This window comes from Lentzea tibetensis, assembly GCF_007845675.1.
Classification (GTDB): Bacteria; Actinomycetota; Actinomycetes; order Mycobacteriales; family Pseudonocardiaceae; genus Lentzea; species Lentzea tibetensis.
In genome coordinates this window covers 426,311-444,383 of sequence record NZ_VOBR01000003.1, presented here as the reverse complement: position 1 = coordinate 444,383, position 18,073 = coordinate 426,311, and the positions used below count along the sequence as shown (strand labels likewise).

Below are 18,073 nucleotides of genomic sequence, written 5' to 3'. Positions count from 1 at the left end.
TCTGCAACGTGTGACGTTGCGAATGCGGCCCTGACGACAAACAGGCTCAGCCCTTGCGCTTGCCGACTTCCTCGGTGAGCTGCGGAGCGACGTTGAACAGGTCGCCCACCACACCGAAGTCCGCGATCTCGAAGATCGGCGCCTCGGGGTCCTTGTTGACCGCGACGATCGTCTTCGAGGTCTGCATGCCCGCGCGGTGCTGGATCGCACCGGAGATGCCCAGCGCGATGTACAGCTGCGGCGAGACCGTCTTACCGGTCTGACCCACCTGGAACTGGTGCGGGTAGTAGCCGGAGTCGACGGCGGCGCGCGAGGCACCGACCGCGGCACCCAGCGAGTCCGCCAGCTTCTCGACGACCGCGAACGACTCGGCGGAGCCGACGCCGCGACCACCGGAGACGACGACAGACGCCTCGGTGAGCTCGGGGCGGTCGCCACCGGTGACGGCCTCGCGACCGGTCACGCGGGCGGACTTGGCCGCGTCCACGGAGACGGACACGGACTCGTCGAGCACGGCGTCACCGGGAGCCTCGACGGCCTCGACGCCACCGGGGCGGACCGTGATGACCGGGGTGCCGGTGCCGACCTTCGACTTGACGACGAACGCGCCACCGAAGATGGACTGCACGCCGGTGCCGTCCTCCTCGATGTCCACGACGTCGACGAGCAGACCGGAGCCGATGCGGACGGCGAGCCGTCCGGCGACCTCCTTGCCCTCGACGGTCGCGGAGACGAGCACCGCGGCAGCGCCGGAGGCCAGCGCGGCCAGTGCGTCGACCTTCGGGGTGACGAGGTAGTTCACCGCGTCGTCCGACTCGACCGCGTACACCTTCGCGGCGCCGAAGCGGGCGAGGGATTCCCTCACCTTGGCCGCGGTGCCGGACTGACCGACCACCACCGCGGACGGCTCGCCGAGACGGCGCGCGGCGGATAGAAGCTCATAGGTGACCTTCTTGACGTCACCGTCGACGTGGTCGACGAGGACCAGGACCTCAGACATTTGTTCCCTCCTCGCCTTCAGATGAGCTTCTGGCCGACGAGGTACTCGGCGATCTTCTGACCGCCGTCACCCGCGTCCTCGACCCGCTGACCCGCGCTGCGCGGCGGCTTCGGGGCCGCCTCCAGCACGCTGGACCACGCGCCGGACAGACCGACCTCGCCCGCGTCGACACCGAGGTCGGCGACGGTGAGGGTGGTGACCGGCTTCTTCTTGGCCGCCATGATGCCCTTGAAGGACGGGTAGCGCGGCTCGTTGATCTTCTCGGTGACGCTGACGACCGCGGGGAGCGAGGCCTCGAGGAAGGCAACGCCCTCGTCGGTCTCGCGCTCGCCCTTGATGACGCCGTCGGCGACCTCGACCTTGCGGAGCTGGGTCACCTGCGGGAGACCGAGGAGCTCAGCGATGATCGCCGGGATGGCTCCCGCGCGACCGTCGGTGGCCTCGTTGCCCGCGATGACCAGGTCCACGCCCTCGACGGTGCCGATCGCCTTGGCGAGCACCTTCGCGGTGGACAGCACGTCGGAGCCGTGCAGCGCCTCGTCGTTGACGTGGATCGCCTTGTCGGCGCCCATCGACAGCGCCTTGCGAATGGCGTCGGTGGCGCGGTCCGGGCCCATGGCGATGACGGTTACCTCGCCACCGTGAGCTTCCTGGAGCTGCAGCGCCTCTTCGACAGCGCGCTCGTTGATCTCGTCGAGCACGGCGTCCGCGGACTCGCGGTCAAGGGTGTGGTCGGCGTCGGTGAGCTTGCGCTCGGACCAGGTGTCAGGCACCTGCTTGACCAGGACAACAATGTTCATAGGTCCTCTTCGACCTCCTGCGGACGGGCGGCGATGCGAACAAGAGGACTGTAGGTACCTGCATCGCCGAGTATTCACGACCCTGCCATCACCCGGATGTTACCCGCCAGTAGCACTGCCGCAAACACCAGCAAGCACACAGCTAGCGTGACGGTTCTCACCAAGCGGGCGAAGCCAATTAAGACTTACGCCAATCGGGGGACTACGCTGCGGGTCCATGTACCGGCGAGTAGCTGTGGTGACCGACTCGACTGCATGTCTCCCGGCGCAGCTGATTGATCAACTCGGCATCGAGGTCGTCCAGATCCAGGTGAAGATCGGCGACCACGTCGATGACGAGTCCCGCATCCCGGTCCCCGAGCTCGTCTCGGCCATGCGCGCGAACCTGCCCGTGGCCACGATCCCACCGGACCCCGGTGCGTTCTACTGGACGTACTCGGACCTGGTCGCCCAAGGAGTTCAGGCGATCGTCTCCGTGCACGTGTCCTCACGACTGTCGGAGACCTGCAGCGCGGCGCGCCACGCCGCCGCCCAGGTCGGCGTGCCGGTGCACGTCGTGGACACGCACACCTGCGGGATGAGCATCGGCTACGCGGTGATCGCGGCGGCGAAGGCCGCCGAGGCGGGCTTCGGCGTGGAGAAAGTGCTGGAAGCCGCGCACCACCGGTACGACAGATCCACCGAGCTGATCTACGTCGACACGCTCGAGTACCTGCGACGGGGCGGTCGCATCGGCGCCGCCGCGGCGCTGGTGGGCTCCGCGCTCTCGGTCAAGCCGCTGCTGACCATGGCAGACTCGCAGATCACACCGCTGGACAAGGCGTTCGGCACGGACCGGGCGTTGCGCAAGATGCTGGACATCGCGGTGAAGCGGGCGGGCAACAGCCCGGTCGACATCGCGGTCGAGCACTTCGACGCTTTGGAACCCGCGACGAAGCTGCTGCGCACGTTGCGACGCCAGGTCCCGCACGTCCGCCAGTTCATGTTGACGCAGGTCAGCTCGGCGATCGGCGCGCACGTCGGACCGGGTGCGCTCGGAATCACCGTTTCCCCGGTGTGATCTCGGGGAACTCCAGGTACCCGGCGACTCGTTGAAGAGACGGGACGAACCGGACACCTGGAGGAACCCATGGCCTCGTTGCTCGACAAGCTCAAGAGGTTCCTGCACAGCCCGCAGGGCCACCGCCTCACCCAGCAGGCCAAGCAGATGGCCCGTGACCCGCACAAGCGGGCACAGGCGCAGCAGATGCTGCGCAAGTTCCGCAAGCGCTGACCTAGTTGTTGCTGCCCGCCGCTCGTCGGCGGGCAGCTTCGAACGTTCTCAGATAGCGCTGGCGGAACTCGTCGCGCTCCGGCGGTGTGGCGTTCTCGTGCACCGACGGCTCCGCCTGCGGGGGCAGCACGGCCTCCGGCTGGCGCTGCTCGACCTCCGGCTCGGGCTCACTCACCGGCTCGGCCTCAGCAACCGGCTCAGGTTCCGGCTCACTCACCGGCTCGGCCTCGGCCACCAGCTCGCACTCGGGCTCGGGCTCGGCCTCAGCGACCGGCTCGGGTTCAACTTCAGCAACCGGCTCGAACAACCCCCTCACCGGCTCGGGTTCCTCGACCTCCTCGAACACCGGCGGCATGCCGACGACCGGGTTGCGGTGGATCGGCCGCACGTCGTACGCGGGCTCGTGCCACCGCAGTTCGAGCTGCTCGTCGGGTGGTGCGGGCGCGGCGTCCCCCACCGCCTGCGGCACTTCGGCTCCGTGTTCTTCTCGCCGGCGCACCACCACGTACATCAGGGCGGCTCCGGCGGTGAACGACAGCACGCACAACCCGAAGACGATCCCGACAGCCCCTGCCATTGCGGCTCCTACCTCACGACGACGTCGACCTGCGGTCCGCCGTCGGACGGTGGACCCCACACGGGGTCGACGATCACTCTTGTGCTGATGGCCCCAGCCGGCACGCCCTGGCTGAGCAGGTACTCCTTCACCAGGCCCGCGCGCTGCATCGCGAGCACGTCGCAGCGGTGCGACGCGGTCTCGCCGTTCCACGCGTGCGCGACGAGCGTGACCGCCGCGGTGCGCAGCGGGCGCAGCGCACCACCGACGGCGCGCTGCACGTCCGCGCCGCGCCCGACGAAGTCGGACGTGCCCGGCGCGAACGTGATGCCCTTGACGGCGTGCTCGGCGAAGACGCCGGAGACGTTGCGCTGCACCATTTCCGGGGTGGGCGGTTTGGGCGGCGGCGCCTTTTCCTCCAGCGCCGCCCAGTTGACCGGTTCGCCCGGCACGTCCATCACCGGCTTGGTGATCGTCTGCACGGCCGCGCTCGACGGCAGGCCTTCGGCGAGCTCCTCGCCGTAGACCGTGAAACCGAACGTCGTCAGCACCGCGGGAACCATCACGAACCCCGCGGCGAGCGGAATCCACGAACGCTTCACGACGCGGCGACCTGTTCCGGGATGATCGGCGACACGCGATCCGCCGCCATGGACAACGCGGCCCGCGCGGAAGCGAGCTGCGACTGCACCGTGCGGCGCAGGTCCTTCAGCTCCTCGGATTTCACCTGGATCTCCGCAATGCGCCGCTGCGCCTCGCGGCAGGCGAGCTTCACGACGAACTCGGCGCGCGCCTTCGCGAGCTTTTCCTGTTCCTGCAAGTGCTGCGCGATCTCATTGCGCCTGCGCGTCATCGTCAGCTCGAAGAAGTGTTCTTCCTTGTCGCGCTTCTTCTCGGATTGCGCTTCCAGGCGGTTGCACTGCTCGGCGGTCTCGCGCAACAGACGATCAGCGTCGGCCTGCGCCTGCGCCATCGCGGCTGCGCATTCCTCCTCGACCTGAACCGCGCGCTGGTGGTGCTGCGCCTCGAGGTCGGAACTGCGCCGTTCGAGGTCGACCTCGCGCTGGTCGAGCTGGGCGGCCCGGTTCGCGCAGGCCTTGTGCAGCCGCCGCGACTCGGTCTCCGCCTCTTCCCTGACCTGGTTCGCCTCGCGCAGCGCCAGCTCGCGCATCTCGGCGATCTCGGCCTCGGCGCGCTGCCGCAGGTCCGCGACCTCGCGTTCGGCCTCCAGCCGCAGCTCGGCCGCCTCGTCCTCGGCGAGCGTCAGCATCCGGTGCATGCGCTCGGTCGCACCCGCGTGCGTGACCGGGGAGACCTCGAGGCGCCCGATGCGCTGCCTCGACTCGTCCAGGTCCTGCCGCGTCATCTCGAGCAGCTTGCGCAAGTCCGCGGCCTGCGCGAGCGCCTCGCCGCGGTCCAGGCTCGTGAACCGGAGCTGCTCTTCGAGATTCTCGATGTGTTCGATGACCTGACGTCGGTGAAATCCTCGGTAGACAACGTCGAAACCTGCGTGCAGCGGAACTATCTCCTGCTCTTTTGCACCCATGGCCACCCACTCACTCAGCGCCCAGAAAGAACTTCTAGTTCAAGATTCGCCGAGGATACCGACGTGATCTAGCACCAACCAACGTCCGAATCGTTGCCGGACCAGGGGTGAAACGCCAGAGATGTGCATGCTTTCCTGCGCAAACAGCTGGCCGGAAGATCAACAGATCGCGACAGACGGTCACCCGATTGTGTCAAGCTTCGGATGAATCCCGATCGGCCACTCGGCGCGTTTGCTGTTCACTCATTGCAACCACTCGGCTGAACATCACACGAATTGCCATCCTTCGTTGGTGGCCCTGACGATCACGCGCCGTTAACCTTCTTCCTTGTGCCCTCACGCGTAGCCGTCGTCACCGACTCCACAGCGTCACTTCCGGCCCAGTTGGCCGAACGGTTCGAGATCATCACCGTCCCGATGCAGCTGCAGATCGGCAAGGACCTGATCGACGAGGCCTACGTGCCGACCGAACGGCTGCTCGCGGCGATGCGCGCCGAGGTGCCGATCACGACCCAGCCGCCCGCTCCGGACGCCTTCTTCTGGGCGTACCAGGACGCGTGGGCGAAGGGCGCGGACACGATCGTCTCGGTGCACGTGTCGCCGCGCCTGTCCCCCGCGGCCGACTCGGCGAAGGCCGCCGCGGTCAAGTCGCGCGTGCCGGTGCACATCGTCGACTCGCACTCGTCCGGCATGACGCTCGGCTTCGCCGCGCTCGCCGCGGCGCGCATCGCGCAGACCGGCGGCAACGCCCAGCACGCGCGCGGCGTCGCTGAGCAGCGCGGCCGCAACGCCAAGGTGCTGATCTACGTGGACACGCTCGAGTACCTGCGCCGCGGCGGCCGGATCAGCGGTGCCGCCGCGATGGTCGGCAACGTGCTGTCGGTGAAGCCGCTGCTGACCGTCAACGACGGCCAGGTCGAGCCGTTCGACAAGGTGCTCGGCGCCGACCGCGCGATCGCCAAGCTGATCGACCGGGCCGTCTCCATCGCCGACGGCAAGCAGATCGACATCGCGGTCGAGCACTTCGCGGCCGAGCCCAAGGGCCGCGAGCTGCTGACCGAGCTGCGCAAGCGCATCCCGCACGCCCGCGACTTCGTGCTCACCCAGGTGAGCGCGGCGATCGGGGCGAACGTGGGTCCGGGTGCGCTCGCCGTCACGGTGTCCCCGTTCTAGCGGCGTGGCCCGAAACGTTGGCGGTGAATTCACGCTCAGCAGGACGCCTCGCGGCACCGCCCCCGCGCCCACGGACAACCAGTACGAGGACGCGGGGGCGGTGCCGCGATGCGCCCGTCTGACCGCGAATTCGCACGGCAACGTTTCGGGCCACCCCACTAGACCGGCGAGCCGTAGGGGTTCTCGGCGTGGGTGAGCGTTTCCCAGCCGCGCCAGAAGTCGAACCCGGCCGGGCGCTGCGACTCCATGAGCTCGCGGGTGTTGGGCAGGTGCATCCAGCGCCGGTTGACGTAGTGGTTGTAGCCGACCTCGAGCGTCGCGTTGAGCCCCGGCTTGATCGTGCCGCCGCAGAGCCACTCGGGTGCCGGCGCGCCGAGGTCGAACTGCGCGTGGAACTCGTAGGCCTTGGTGATCCGGGTCCGCATCTCGCGGTAGAGGTCCATGCCCTGGATGCGCGCGGTCTCGGCGATGTGCGTCGCCGCGACGAGACCCCAGCCGGCGTGGCCGAAGTCGCGGCACGTCTCCTGGGTGAGGCCGTCGACGAACGTGGTCTGGCCGTGCCAGTGCTTGATGATCTGCTCGCGGGTCGCGTACGTGCTGCCGGGCGGCGGCTTGGGCAGCGGACCGTCGCTCGTCAGGTAGACGTAGGCGGGCATCCGGCCGCGCCAGATCGCGACGGCCCGGTCGAACAGCGGCCGGTCGTCGAGGAACACCGCGACACCGGACGTCGCGGCCATCATGATCAGTTCCCAGTTGCCGTTGCGCTGCGCGTCGCCGTTGATGAACTCCGGCAGGTAGACGAACCGCAGCATGGTGGTGAAGCGGGCCTGGCGCTCGGCGTCCCAGCCGTCGTGGGTGTACCGGATCAGCTCGCCGGTGCGCGCCCACGAGTTCGCGGCCCAGCTGCTCTGCAGCGGCGCGTTGCTGTTGGTGTGGTCGACGAGCGTGGTGGCGTAGGCGTCCATGATCTCGATCGCCTTGCCCGCGTGCGCGCGGTCGCCGGTGAGGTACCAGAGCAGCGCGTGGGTGTAGGCGGCCATCGCGTCGTCGCGTTCCTCGGTGCAGCCGAGGTTCGGCGTCGAGTACGGCCCGCACTCGACGACCGGTCGCGGCTTCGCCACGTACGCCAGGGACGCGAAGGAGCTGGCCTTCATCGCGGCGAACGCGGACGCCCACGGTTCGGCGTGCAGGGCGAGCTTGCGCTTGACCAGGTTCAGCTGCGGCTTGCTGACGAAGACACCGGGGTGCGCGAAACCGCGCGGCTCGGCATGTGCGACGGGCGTGAACAGGGAGGCGATCATGACGAGCACCAGGCCGATCTTCATGCCCGGATGTAATGGCCCAGGCCGTGACAGGTGCAAGACAGCGCGCTCAGGCTCTTCTTCTACCGAAGGTTACCGACGGGTAGGGTGCACCGGGTGACTCCAGAACGGACCGTCGAGCCGCTCCCGCTCACCGGCGAGCGCACGGTGCCCGGCATCGCCGAGGAGAACTACTGGTTCCGGCGTCACGAGGTGGCGTACCTGGACCTGCTCGGCCACTGCGAGGACGCCGTCGTGCTCGAAGCCGGCTGCGGCGAGGGCTACGGCGCCCAGCTGATCCGGCAACGCGCGCGCCGGGTCGTGGCGCTCGACTACGACGAGTTCACCGCCGCGCACGTCGGCCGCGCCTACCCGGAGCTGGACGTGCTGCGCGGCAACCTCGCGTCGCTGCCGCTGCGCGACGCCGGCGTGGACGTCGTGGCGAACCTCCAGGTCATCGAGCACCTGTGGGACCAGGAGGGCTTCCTCGCCGAGTGCTTCCGCGTGCTGCGGCCCGGCGGCAGGCTGATCGTCACCACGCCGAACCGGCTGACCTTCTCGCCGGGGCTGGACAAGCCGCTGAACCCGTTCCACACGCGCGAGCTGGCACCCTCCGAGCTCGATTCGCTCCTCGTCGAGGCGGGCTTCCGCGTCGAGCTGCTGGCCGGGCTGCGGCACGGGCCGCGGCTGGAGGCGTTGCTGGGCGGGCGGATCATCGAGGCTCAGGTGGAGGTCGCGGTGTCCGGTGCGCCGTGGCCGGACGAACTGCTGGAGGCGGTCGTGTCGGTGACGTGCGCGGACTTCGAGATCACGACGCGCGACCTCGACACGAGCCTCGACCTCGTCTCGGTGGCGGTGCGCCCGTGAAGCGCGAGGGCACGTTCTGCCTCGTCCTGCACAGCCACCTGCCCTGGCTCGCGCACCACGGCGCGTGGCCGGTCGGCGAGGAGTGGCTCTACCAGGCGTGGGCGCACTCGTACCTGCCGGTCGTCGACATGCTGCGGCGGTTCGCCGACGAGGGCCGCACCGACGTGCTGACGCTGGGCGTCACGCCCGTGCTCGCGGCGCAGCTGGACGACCCGTACTGCCTGCGCGGCGCGCACGACTGGCTCGGCAACTGGCACCTGCGCGCCCAGTACGCCGGCCCTCGGCTGCGCGAGCTGTCCGCGTACGAGCACCGCGCGGCCACGTGGTCGCTGGAGCAGTTCGAAACCCATTGGCGCCACGGGTTCTCGCCGCTCTTACGCGCTTTGACGGACTCCTCGACAATCGAGCTGCTCGGCGGGCCGGCGACGCACCCTTTCCAGCCGTTGCTCGACCCGCGGATCCGCGACTTCGCGCTGCGCACCGGGCTCGCCGACACGGCGTTGCGGCTCGGCTCGGCACCGGAGGGCATCTGGGCGCCGGAGTGCGGTTACTCGCCCGGCATGGAGCACGACTACGCCCGCGCGGGCGTGCGGCGCTTCATGGTCGACGGGCCCGCGATGCACGGCGACACGTCCAGTGCGCGCCCCGTCGGTGACTCCGACGTACTGGCGTTCGGGCGCGACCTCGAGGTGTCGTACCGCGTCTGGTCGCCCAAGGTCGGCTACCCCGGCGACCCGGCGTACCGCGACTTCCACACCTACGACCACCCGACGGGCCTCAAGCCCGCGCGGGTGACCGGCAAGAACGTGGCGCCGCACGAGAAGCGGCCCTACGAGCCCGCGCTGGCGTCGGTCGCGCTGGAACGGCACGTCGCGGACTTCGTCGAGACGGTCGTGCGGCGGTTGCGCGCCGTCGACGGCGGGCTCATCGTCGCGGCCTACGACACCGAGCTGTTCGGGCACTGGTGGCACGAGGGCCCGCAGTGGCTCGAAGCCGTGCTGCGCGCGTTGCCCGAAGCGGGCGTGCACGTGACGACGCTGCGCGGCGCCGTTGACGCCGGGCACGTCGGCACGCCGATCGAGCTGCCCGCCTCGTCGTGGGGCACCGGCAAGGACTGGCGCGTCTGGGACGGCGCGCAGGTCTCCGACATCGTGTCGCTCAACACCCAGGTGCAGCGCGAGCTGCTGGAGCTGGACTTCTCCGGCGAGGTGCGCGACCCGGTGCTCGACCAGGCCGTGCGCGAGGCGCTGCTGGCGCTCTCGAGCGACTGGGCGTTCATGGTCACGAAGGACTCGGCCGCCGACTACGCGCGCTACCGGGCGAAGATCCACAGCGACCGGTTCAGCGAGCTGGCGACGTTGTTCCGCTCAGGTCGCGGCCACGCCCGAGCCTCCGAGCTGCGTGCGGCGGACGGCCCGTTCGGGCACCTCGACGCGCGCTCGCTAAGGCCGAACTGACAGGCGCGAGCCCTGCATCGCGTGCTCGGCTGACTCGTCCTTCGGCTTGATGACCAGCGCCCCCAGCAGTACCAGCACCACAGGCAGAACCAAGATGACCAACGTGTAGATCACGACTACCCCTCCCCGTCCCCACGGTAGCGCGATCCAAGAGAGGATGCGGCATGCGCGTGCTGATGCTGTCCTGGGAGTACCCGCCGGTGGTCGTCGGCGGATTGGGCAGGCACGTGCACGCGCTCGCCACGCAGCTCGCGGCGCAGGGGCACGACGTGGTGGTGCTGTGCCGCCAGCCGTCCGGCAGCGACGCGATCACGCACCCGACGTCGGACGTCGTGTCCGAGGGCGTGCGGCTGGTGCGCGTCGCCGAGGACCCCGCGCACCTGGTGTTCGAGAAAGACCTGGTCGCGTGGACGCTGGCGATGGGGCACGCGATGGCCCGCGCTGGCCTCGCGCTGAACTGGAAGCCGGACGTGGTGCACGCGCACGACTGGCTCGTGACGCACCCGGCGGTGGCGCTGGCCGAGGCGTACGGGGTGCCGCTGGTGGCGACCGTGCACGCGACCGAGGCCGGCCGTCACAGCGGCTGGCTGTCGCACCCGCTCAACCAGCAAGTTCACTCGGTCGAGTGGTGGCTGGCGAACCGCGCCGACTCGCTGATCACCTGCTCGTCCGCGATGCGCGCCGAGGTGGCGCACCTGTTCGAGGTGGACACCGCGAGGATCACCGTGCTGCACAACGGGATCGAGCCGCACGGCTGGCGCGTGCGGCCGGCCGACGTGGCGGCGGCGCGGGCCGAGTACAGCCCGCACGGCGACCCGCTGCTGCTGTTCTTCGGCAGGCTGGAGTGGGAGAAGGGCGTGCAGGACCTGATCGCCGCGCTCCCCCGCGTGCGGCGGCACCACCGCGGCACGCGCGTCGTCGTCGCCGGTGGCGGTTCGCAGAAGCAGTGGCTGACCGAGCAGGCGCGCAAGCACAAGGTGCTGCGCGCGGTGCACTTCGCAGGCCACCTGCCGGACCGCTCGCTCGCCGCGCTGCTGTCCGCGGCGGACGCCGTTGTGCTGCCGTCGAAGTACGAGCCGTTCGGCATCGTCGCCCTGGAGGCCGCCGCGGCCGGGACGCCTCTGGTCGCGTCGACCGCGGGCGGGCTCGGCGAGGTCGTGCTCGACGGTGAGACCGGTCTCTCCTTCACCCCCGGCGACATCGACGGACTGGCCCGCGCGGTGCGCGACGTGCTGTCCGACCGCCCGGCTGCGGTACGCCGTGCGAAGGCCGCGAAAGCAAGGCTGGCAACGGACTTCGACTGGGCGAAGATCGCCTCCGACACCGCGGCCGTCTACGCGGCCGCCGTGGTGCGCGAGCACCCGCCGCTGGGTCGTCCCAAGATCGCGACGGGCAACGCGTTCATCTAGACCCGCTACAGTGCCCGGCTACGTGAACGCCGGGTTACTGGGACTTGAATGAGATACGAACGCTTCGTGGCCCTCGGGGACAGCTGCACCGAGGGTCTGGACGACTTGCAGCCTGATGGCGTGTACCGGGGATGGGCCGACTTCACCGCGTCGGTCCTCGCTCAAGGCAACCCCCGGTTCGGCTACGCCAACCTCGGCGTGCGCGGCCGCCGGCTCGACCAGATCACCGTCGAGCAGATCCCGTCGCTGGAGTCGCTGCGGCCTGATCTCGTCGCCTTGTTCGGCGGTGGCAACGACCTGATGTCCGGCGGGTACTCGGCTGCTGTTCTCGCGCGCCGGGTGGACGCCGCCGTGCGCGCGGCCACCTCTGCCGCACCGGTCGTCGCCGTGTTCACCTTGAGCGACATCTCGCGCCGGATGCCGTTCGGCTGGCGCATGGGTCCGCGCATCGAGGCGCTGAACGACGCGGTGCGCACCTCGGCTGCGCGCTACGGCGCCGTGCTGGTCGACGTGTGGGCGGACCAGGCCGTGCACGACTCGCGCTACTTCGGCCCCGACCGGCTGCACCTGTCCACGCTCGGCCACCTGCGTCTCGCGGGCCACCTGCTGTCGGCGCTGGACGAGCCGTTCCCGTCGTCGTGGCTCTCGCCGCTGCCCGGCCAGGCCGCTCCGGCGTCGCTCGCGGACCACGTGTCGTGGCTGCGCACCCAGGTCCTGCCCGTCGCCTACACCCGCGTGCGGAACCGCCTGATCGGCCGCTCCCCCGGCGACGGCTTCACCCCGAAGCGCCCGGAGCTACTGCCGCTCCAGTGAGCGGTTGAGCGCGTCCTCGGCCTTGCGGGCCATGTCCGCGATGTCCGCGCGCTTCTGCGCCTCGGCCTCGTAGTCGGCGCGCCGGTCCCGCACCACGCGGGCGGGCGCGCCCACGGCGATCTTGAAGTCCGGCACGTCGCCCCGGACGACGGCGTGCGCGCCCAGGACACAGCCCTTGCCGACGCGGGTGCCCTTGAGCACCGTGACCTTCGCGCCGAGCCAGCAGTCCGGCCCGATCCGCACCGGCGACTTGACGATGCCCTGGTCCTTGATCGGCAGGTTGATGTCCGCCGTCACGTGGTCGAAGTCGCAGATGTACACCCAGTCCGCGACGAGCGTGGCGCTGCCGATCTCGACGTCGAGGTAGCAGTTGACCGTGTTGTCCTTGCCGAACACGGCCTTGTCGCCGATCCGCATGCTGCCCTCGTGACACCGGAGCGCGTTGCCGTCGCCGATGTGCACCCAGCGGCCGATCTCCATGCGGCCGTAGCCGGGGCGGCACATGATGTCGACGTTCTTGCCGAAGAACACCATGCCCCTCAGCACCACGTGCGGGTTGAGCAGGCGGAACTTGAGCAGGCGGTAGTAGCGGACCAGGTACCACGGCGTGTACGCGCGGTGGCGCAGCATCCAGCGCAGGGAGGCGAGCGTCAGGAAGCGCGCCTGCATCGGGTCGCGGCGGTTCCTCCGCCACCTGGTCCACACCGGTGCACCCCACATGCTGGTCATGGCGGGCACCTTAGCTCCCGACCAGCACCGGACTCGCCGCTAGGGTTGCCAGGTCGGGGGCCTCGCGCCCCGAGACGGTTTCGGGGGAACGGGGGACGCACGTGCCGCAGGAAGAAGCCGAACGCCGAGTGGCCGGCCCCGGCGACGTGGACTGGGGCGGCAGCCGCGGGGGTGAGCCGACACAGGCCGAGCTCGACTTCGCGACGGCGTTGACCGCGCTGGTCCCGAGGCAGAACTGCTGGCTGGACTTCTGGCTGCACGCCGATGGCGACGGCACACCGTGGCTCCTGGTGTCGCACGACGTGATCGAGGACCGCGCGGTGCTCGCCACCCTCCGGCTGGACTTCGACGAGAACGGCATCCGCGGGGGCTGGAGCCCCGCCTGCCTCAACTGGGACGACGGGGTGAGAGCCGAGGCGGCGCAGATCGACGTGTCCGGCCCCGACGGGCTGGACCTGCGAGCGGCCGGACACACCGCTGAGGAGATGGCATTGCGCGCAGCCGAGTGGTTCACGACCCCCAAGAACCGTCGATTCGGGCCACCCTGCCGGACCTGAGCCGCCTGGCCGAACGGACGAGGTGCCAGGCAGGCTGATCGCATGGCGATCCCACTCATCATCGACACCGACCCCGGCGTGGACGACGCGTTCGCGCTGGCACTCGCGGCCCGCAGCCCCGAGGTCGACCTGATCGGCGTCACCACGGTGTTCGGCAACGTCGACCTCGACCACACCACCCGCAACGCCCGGCGCCTGCTGAAGTTCCTCGGCCACGACGCGCCGGTGGCCAGAGGCGAAGCGCATCCCAGGGGTGAGCGGAAGAAGCGCGACGCGGGCGACGTGCACGGGGACGACGGCCTGTCCGGGCTCGCCCACACGCTGCCGGAGCCCACGAGGCCGCTCGACGAACGAGACGCGGTCACGTTCCTCCGCGACACCATCGAGGGAACGGACGCCCGCGTCACGGTCGCGGCCATCGGACCGCTCACCAACATCGCGAAACTGATCGAGGACCACCCGGCGACCGCGAGCAGGATCGGCAGGCTCGTCGTGATGGGCGGCGGGCTCGACGAAGGCAACGTCACCAGCACCGCCGAGTTCAACCTCTGGAGCGATCCCGAAGCGGCGAAGACGGTGCTGGCCAAGGCGAACCCGACGCTCGTCACCATCGACCTGACCCGAAGGTGCGCGGTCTACGCGGACTGGCTCGACCTGGTCGGGGAGTCCGGCCTCGGCAAGATCCTCGTCGGCTTCGCGAAGCAGTACCGCGAGTACTTCAAAGGAAGGACGGGCAAGGACGGCATCGTCGTCCACGACGCGGTCGCGGTGGCCGAGGCGATCGTGCCGGGCATCCTCGAAACCAAGACCTACCACCTCACCACAGACGACGAGGGCGCACTGAAAGAAGGCCCCCACGAGATCGACGTCGCGACCGGCACCGATCTGGACGCGCTGAGGGAGTTCCTGAAGGACCGCCTCATGAGACCGTGAGACATGGCCGTCGAAATCACCGCGAGCGGCACCCGTGTGGAGGCGGCACCGGGTGAAGAGATCGTCATCCGCCTCACCGAGAACACCACGACCGGGTACCAGTGGACGATCATGGACCTGGGCAGGCACGTCGAACTGGTCGACGACGAGCTCACCGAGACGCGGTCGAACGGTGAGCGGGTGATCCGCTTGCGCGCCACCGATCCCGGGCTGTCGAAGGTGCGCCTCGAGCTGAAGCGGCCGTGGGAGCGAACCCAGATCGAACGCTTCGAGGTGCAGGTCGACGTGTCAGCTGTCCGGTAGGCGACAAGAATCGCTCACGGTCTGGGGTTGAAAGACGACTCTAAGTAGGGTCCGCGCCATGCAGCGAAGAAGCGTCCTGATCACATCCGTGACAGCCGCGCTGGCGTTCGGCGCGGCCCCTGCCATGGCGCAACCGCAGGCTCAGGTCGTCCCTGATCCAGCGGCGCACGTCAACCCGTTCATCGGCACGACCAACCTCGGCAACGTCTTCCCCGGCGCGGTGGTGCCGTTCGGCATGTTCTCCTTCAGCCCGGAGGGCTCCCGCGGCAACACCCTGCGTGCGGCGGCGCCCGGCGGCTACCGGTACGACGCCACGCGAGCGCGCGGCTTCAGCCTGACGCACATGTCCGGCACCGGCTGCGCGGGCGGCTCCGGGGACATCCCGATCTTCCCGCACGTCGGCACCGTCACGACGAGCCCGACGACCGACGCGAAGGACGAGGTCTACGCCAGCGACTTCGCCCACGCCGACGAGGTCGCCAAGCCCGGCCGGTACGACGTGAAGCTCAAGTCCGGCGCGCAGGTCGAGCTGTCCGCGACCGAACGCACCGGCGCGGGCCGGTTCACGTTCCCCGCGGACAAGCCGGCCACGATGCTCATCAACACGTCCAAATCGCAGGTCGGCAGCAGCGACGCGCAGACGACGATCGACCAGGCCAACAAGACCGTCACCGGCAGCGTCACCAGTGGCAACTTCTGCGGCTACATCAACCAGGTCGGCAGGCGCAGCTACTACACGCTGCACTTCGTGGCGGAGTTCGACCAGCCGTTCACGTCTGTCGGCACTTACCAGGACAACGTTGTCACCCCCGGCAGCACCGCCTCGCAGGGCGGCACCACGTACGGCACGAACGGCTGGCCGGTGCTGGGCAAGGGTTCTGGCGGCTATCTCGGCTTCGCGCCCGGCTCGACGGTCGGCGTGAAGATCGGCATCTCGTACGTCAGCCTGGAGAACGCGAAGGCGAACCTCAAGGCGGAGAACAAGAACCAGTCCATCGAGGACATGAGGGACAACGCGTACCGCGCGTGGCAGAAGCAGCTCAGGCGCATCGAGGTCGGCGGCGGCTCCGATGACGAGCGCACCAAGTTCTACACCGCGCTGTACCACTCCCTGTTGCACCCCAACCTCTTCAGCGATGTCAACGGCCAGTACGCGGGCTTCGACGGCAAGCCGAAGCAGGTCACCAGGCGGCAGAAGGCCCAGTACGGCACGTTCTCCGGCTGGGACGCCTACCGCTCGCAGGTGCAGCTGGTGACGCTGCTGGAGCCGGAGATCGGCTCGGACATGGCGCAGTCACTGCTGAACCAGGCCGAGCAGAACGGCGGCGTGTGGGACCGCTGGTCGCACAACAACGGCGGCACGCACGTCATGAACGGCGACCCGTCGGCGCAGGCGCTCGCGGGCATCCTGGCGTTCGGCGGTGACCGGTACGACGCGCGCACCGCGCTGAAGTCGTTGGTGCAGGCGGCGAAGGTGCCGACGAAGTTCGACCTGAGCAAGGACGGCTGGGCCGTCATGTCGGTCGGCCAGCGGCCGTCGCTCGACAAGTACCTGAAGCACCAGTACATGCCGTCCATCTCCAACGCGTGGGGCGGTGCGGCCGAGACGCTGGAGATGTCCGGCGCGGACTTCGCGCTCAGCCAGCTCGCCGCGCGCACCGGCGACCGCAGGACCGAGAAGGAGTTCGCCGCCCGGTCGCAGTGGTGGCAGAACAACTTCGACCCGGTCGCGCACGGCACCGGCGGCTACATCCGCAACCGCAACGCGGACGGCTCGTGGGTCCCGAACTTCACGCCGGGCACCGGAAACGGGTTCGTCGAGGGCAGCAGCGCCCAGTACACCTGGATGGTCCCGCACAACGTGGCGGGTCTCGTCGAGTCGCTGGGCGGCGTCGAGCGCACGAACAAGCGGCTCGACGACTTCTTCCACAACGCCGACGGCAGCTGGGCGCTGTCCAAGGCGGGCGACGAGAAGTCCGAGCTGGACAACGAACCGTCGCTGAACGTGCCGTGGATCTACAACTACACCGGCCAGCCGTACAAGGCGCAGGAGACCGTTCGCGAGGTCGTCAACACGCTGTGGACGACGCAGTCCGGCGGCATCCCCGGCAACGACGACCTCGGCGCCATGTCGTCCTGGTACGTGTTCGCCACGATGGGCTTCTACCCGCAGGTTCCGGCCCGCGCCGAGCTCGCCGTCGGCAGCCCGCTGTTCACGTCCGTCAAGATCAACCGCGGGCACGGCAAGGACATCACGATCACCGCGCCGCAGGCGAACGCGAAGACGAAGTTCGTGCAGTCGTTGAAGGTCAACGGTCGCGCCACGACCAAGACCTGGCTGCCGGAGTCCTTCGTGGAGCGCGGCGGGAGGCTCGACTTCACGCTCGGTGCCACGCCGAACAAGGCGTGGGGCTCGGCCGCGTCGGACGCGCCGCCGTCGTTCCGCGAGGGCGAGCAGCCGATCAAGCACGACCAGCCGTACTTCCTGGAGGTCGTGCCGGGCAGCCCGACCGTCACGCCGGGCGGCACGCTGAACGCCAAGGTGACCGCCAAGAAGCTGTACGACGGCGACCCGAAGGTGACGTACACGATCACCGGCCAGGAGGGGCTGACGTTCAGCCCGGCGTCCGGACCGGTGCCCGCGGACTTCACGATCACCGCGGCTCCCGCTGCGGCGCAAGGGTTCTACTCCGCGACGGTCACGGTGAACGTCGAGGGGGCGAAGCCGGTCGTGATCCCGCTGACGGTGAAGGTCGCGCCGGAGGGCAGCCTGCTCGCCGCGGTCAACAACGTCGGCGCGTCCGACGACGAGACCGGCGAGGGTGACTTCGACGGCGGCGGCTACAGCTACTCGCGGCAGGCACTGGCGGCCGCGGGGCTGAAGCCGGGCGGCACGAGCACGGTGGACGGCCTGACGTTCACCTGGCCCAGCTCGCCCCCTGGCAGGCCGGACAACGCCGAGGCCGCCGGTCAGCGGATCGACGTCACCGGCACGAAGCTGGCGTTCGTCGGTTCCGCCACGAACGGCGCGCGGGTGAAGACCGCCACCGTGACGTTCACCGACGGCACCACGGCGACGATCGAGCTCGGGTTCAGCGACTGGACGCTCGGCGGCGGCCAGCAGACCCCGTCGTACGGCAACGTGATCGTCGCGAACACGCCGTACCGCAACCAGTTGGGCGGCGGCAACGAGAAGGTGGCGACGCACATCCTCGCCACCAAGACGTACACCGTCCCCGAGGGCAAGCAGCTCAGGAGCGTCACGCTGCCCACCGACGAGGACCTGCACGTCTTCGCGGTGGCCACCGCGTAGGGAACAGCCGTGAGTGGTTGGGGTTGCCGCAACGACCCCAACC

At 69.5% G+C, this 18,073-nt stretch carries 19 protein-coding genes; 11 read left to right on the top strand and 8 right to left on the bottom strand.

The features are described 5' to 3' along the window. Positions 1-46 precede the first annotated feature (46 nt). Positions 47-1,000, bottom strand: a complete 954-nt coding sequence (locus tag FKR81_RS06245) for an electron transfer flavoprotein subunit alpha/FixB family protein (RefSeq protein ID WP_146349958.1) — start codon at positions 998-1,000, stop codon at positions 47-49. A gap of 17 nt (positions 1,001-1,017) precedes the next feature. Next, positions 1,018-1,800: an electron transfer flavoprotein subunit beta/FixA family protein gene (locus FKR81_RS06240; protein ID WP_146349957.1), complete on the bottom strand. Its 783-nt coding sequence runs from the start codon at positions 1,798-1,800 to the stop codon at positions 1,018-1,020. Positions 1,801-2,017: 217 nt separating this feature from the next. Between FKR81_RS06240 and FKR81_RS06235 the strand changes: the two genes are divergently transcribed. Continuing rightward, complete coding sequence (locus tag FKR81_RS06235; RefSeq protein ID WP_146349956.1) at positions 2,018-2,860, top strand: DegV family protein; 843 nt, start codon at positions 2,018-2,020, stop codon at positions 2,858-2,860. Between the two features lie 69 nt (positions 2,861-2,929). After that, the gene (locus FKR81_RS43345; RefSeq protein WP_186762800.1) at positions 2,930-3,073 is read left to right on the top strand and encodes a hypothetical protein; all 144 of its coding nucleotides are present in this window, start codon (positions 2,930-2,932) and stop codon (positions 3,071-3,073) included. A gap of 1 nt (position 3,074) precedes the next feature. Here the strand turns inward: FKR81_RS43345 and FKR81_RS06230 are convergent, their stop codons facing one another. From FKR81_RS06230 to FKR81_RS06220, 3 genes are read right to left on the bottom strand one after another with little or no spacing between them, the layout of a single operon-like run. Next, a complete protein-coding gene (locus tag FKR81_RS06230; protein ID WP_146349955.1) occupies positions 3,075-3,650 on the bottom strand; it encodes a hypothetical protein in 576 nt (191 codons plus the stop codon). An 8-nt stretch (positions 3,651-3,658) separates the two neighbouring features. Continuing rightward, a complete protein-coding gene (locus FKR81_RS06225; protein WP_146349954.1) occupies positions 3,659-4,231 on the bottom strand; it encodes an OmpA family protein in 573 nt (190 codons plus the stop codon). Beyond that, complete coding sequence (locus tag FKR81_RS06220; protein WP_146349953.1) at positions 4,228-5,175, bottom strand: coiled-coil domain-containing protein; 948 nt, start codon at positions 5,173-5,175, stop codon at positions 4,228-4,230. Before FKR81_RS06220 ends, FKR81_RS06225 begins: the two co-directional genes overlap by 4 nt. A 330-nt stretch (positions 5,176-5,505) precedes the next feature. Between FKR81_RS06220 and FKR81_RS06215 the strand changes: the two genes are divergently transcribed. Then, positions 5,506-6,348 (top strand): DegV family protein, encoded by an 843-nt coding sequence (locus tag FKR81_RS06215; protein WP_146349952.1) that lies wholly within the window; start codon positions 5,506-5,508, stop codon positions 6,346-6,348. Between the two features lie 158 nt (positions 6,349-6,506). Here FKR81_RS06215 and FKR81_RS06210 read toward each other — a convergent pair whose 3' ends face one another. Continuing rightward, entirely contained in the window at positions 6,507-7,673 is a 1,167-nt protein-coding gene (locus FKR81_RS06210) for an alginate lyase family protein (RefSeq protein WP_146349951.1), read from the bottom strand. Positions 7,674-7,757: 84 nt separating this feature from the next. Between FKR81_RS06210 and FKR81_RS06205 the strand changes: the two genes are divergently transcribed. Together FKR81_RS06205 and FKR81_RS06200 are read left to right on the top strand one after the other, a co-directional pair. Further along, positions 7,758-8,516 (top strand): class I SAM-dependent methyltransferase, encoded by a 759-nt coding sequence (locus FKR81_RS06205; protein WP_186762799.1) that lies wholly within the window; start codon positions 7,758-7,760, stop codon positions 8,514-8,516. Beyond that, complete coding sequence (locus FKR81_RS06200) at positions 8,513-9,973, top strand: 1,4-alpha-glucan branching protein domain-containing protein (RefSeq protein ID WP_146349950.1); 1,461 nt, start codon at positions 8,513-8,515, stop codon at positions 9,971-9,973. The genes FKR81_RS06205 and FKR81_RS06200 overlap by 4 nt, the downstream gene beginning before the upstream one ends. Here FKR81_RS06200 and FKR81_RS45600 read toward each other — a convergent pair. Beyond that, a complete protein-coding gene (locus tag FKR81_RS45600) occupies positions 9,959-10,087 on the bottom strand; it encodes a hypothetical protein (RefSeq protein WP_268891531.1) in 129 nt (42 codons plus the stop codon). The two genes, FKR81_RS06200 and FKR81_RS45600, sit on opposite strands and share 15 nt — an antisense overlap. A gap of 50 nt (positions 10,088-10,137) precedes the next feature. Here FKR81_RS45600 and FKR81_RS06195 point away from each other — a divergent pair, with 50 nt between their 5' ends. Continuing rightward, positions 10,138-11,382: a glycosyltransferase family 4 protein gene (locus tag FKR81_RS06195; protein WP_146349949.1), complete on the top strand. Its 1,245-nt coding sequence runs from the start codon at positions 10,138-10,140 to the stop codon at positions 11,380-11,382. A gap of 48 nt (positions 11,383-11,430) precedes the next feature. Next, positions 11,431-12,195 carry an SGNH/GDSL hydrolase family protein gene (locus tag FKR81_RS06190; RefSeq protein ID WP_146349948.1) on the top strand — a complete coding sequence of 255 codons (765 nt, stop codon included), beginning with the start codon at positions 11,431-11,433 and terminating at the stop codon, positions 12,193-12,195. Here the strand turns inward: FKR81_RS06190 and FKR81_RS06185 are convergent. Continuing rightward, complete coding sequence (locus FKR81_RS06185) at positions 12,178-12,924, bottom strand: acyltransferase (RefSeq protein ID WP_146349947.1); 747 nt, start codon at positions 12,922-12,924, stop codon at positions 12,178-12,180. The genes FKR81_RS06190 and FKR81_RS06185 overlap by 18 nt on opposite strands. A gap of 101 nt (positions 12,925-13,025) precedes the next feature. Between FKR81_RS06185 and FKR81_RS06180 the strand changes: the two genes are divergently transcribed. Genes FKR81_RS06180 through FKR81_RS06165 form a run of 4 tightly spaced genes read left to right on the top strand, consistent with a single transcriptional unit; the run spans position 13,026 to position 18,030 of the window. After that, positions 13,026-13,481: a hypothetical protein gene (locus FKR81_RS06180; RefSeq protein ID WP_146349946.1), complete on the top strand. Its 456-nt coding sequence runs from the start codon at positions 13,026-13,028 to the stop codon at positions 13,479-13,481. Positions 13,482-13,523: 42 nt separating this feature from the next. Beyond that, entirely contained in the window at positions 13,524-14,414 is an 891-nt protein-coding gene (locus tag FKR81_RS06175; protein WP_146349945.1) for a nucleoside hydrolase, read from the top strand. A gap of 3 nt (positions 14,415-14,417) precedes the next feature. Continuing rightward, a complete protein-coding gene (locus FKR81_RS06170; RefSeq protein ID WP_146349944.1) occupies positions 14,418-14,717 on the top strand; it encodes a protease inhibitor I42 family protein in 300 nt (99 codons plus the stop codon). Between the two features lie 58 nt (positions 14,718-14,775). Continuing rightward, positions 14,776-18,030 (top strand): GH92 family glycosyl hydrolase, encoded by a 3,255-nt coding sequence (locus FKR81_RS06165; protein ID WP_146349943.1) that lies wholly within the window; start codon positions 14,776-14,778, stop codon positions 18,028-18,030. Positions 18,031-18,073: the final 43 nt, after the last annotated feature.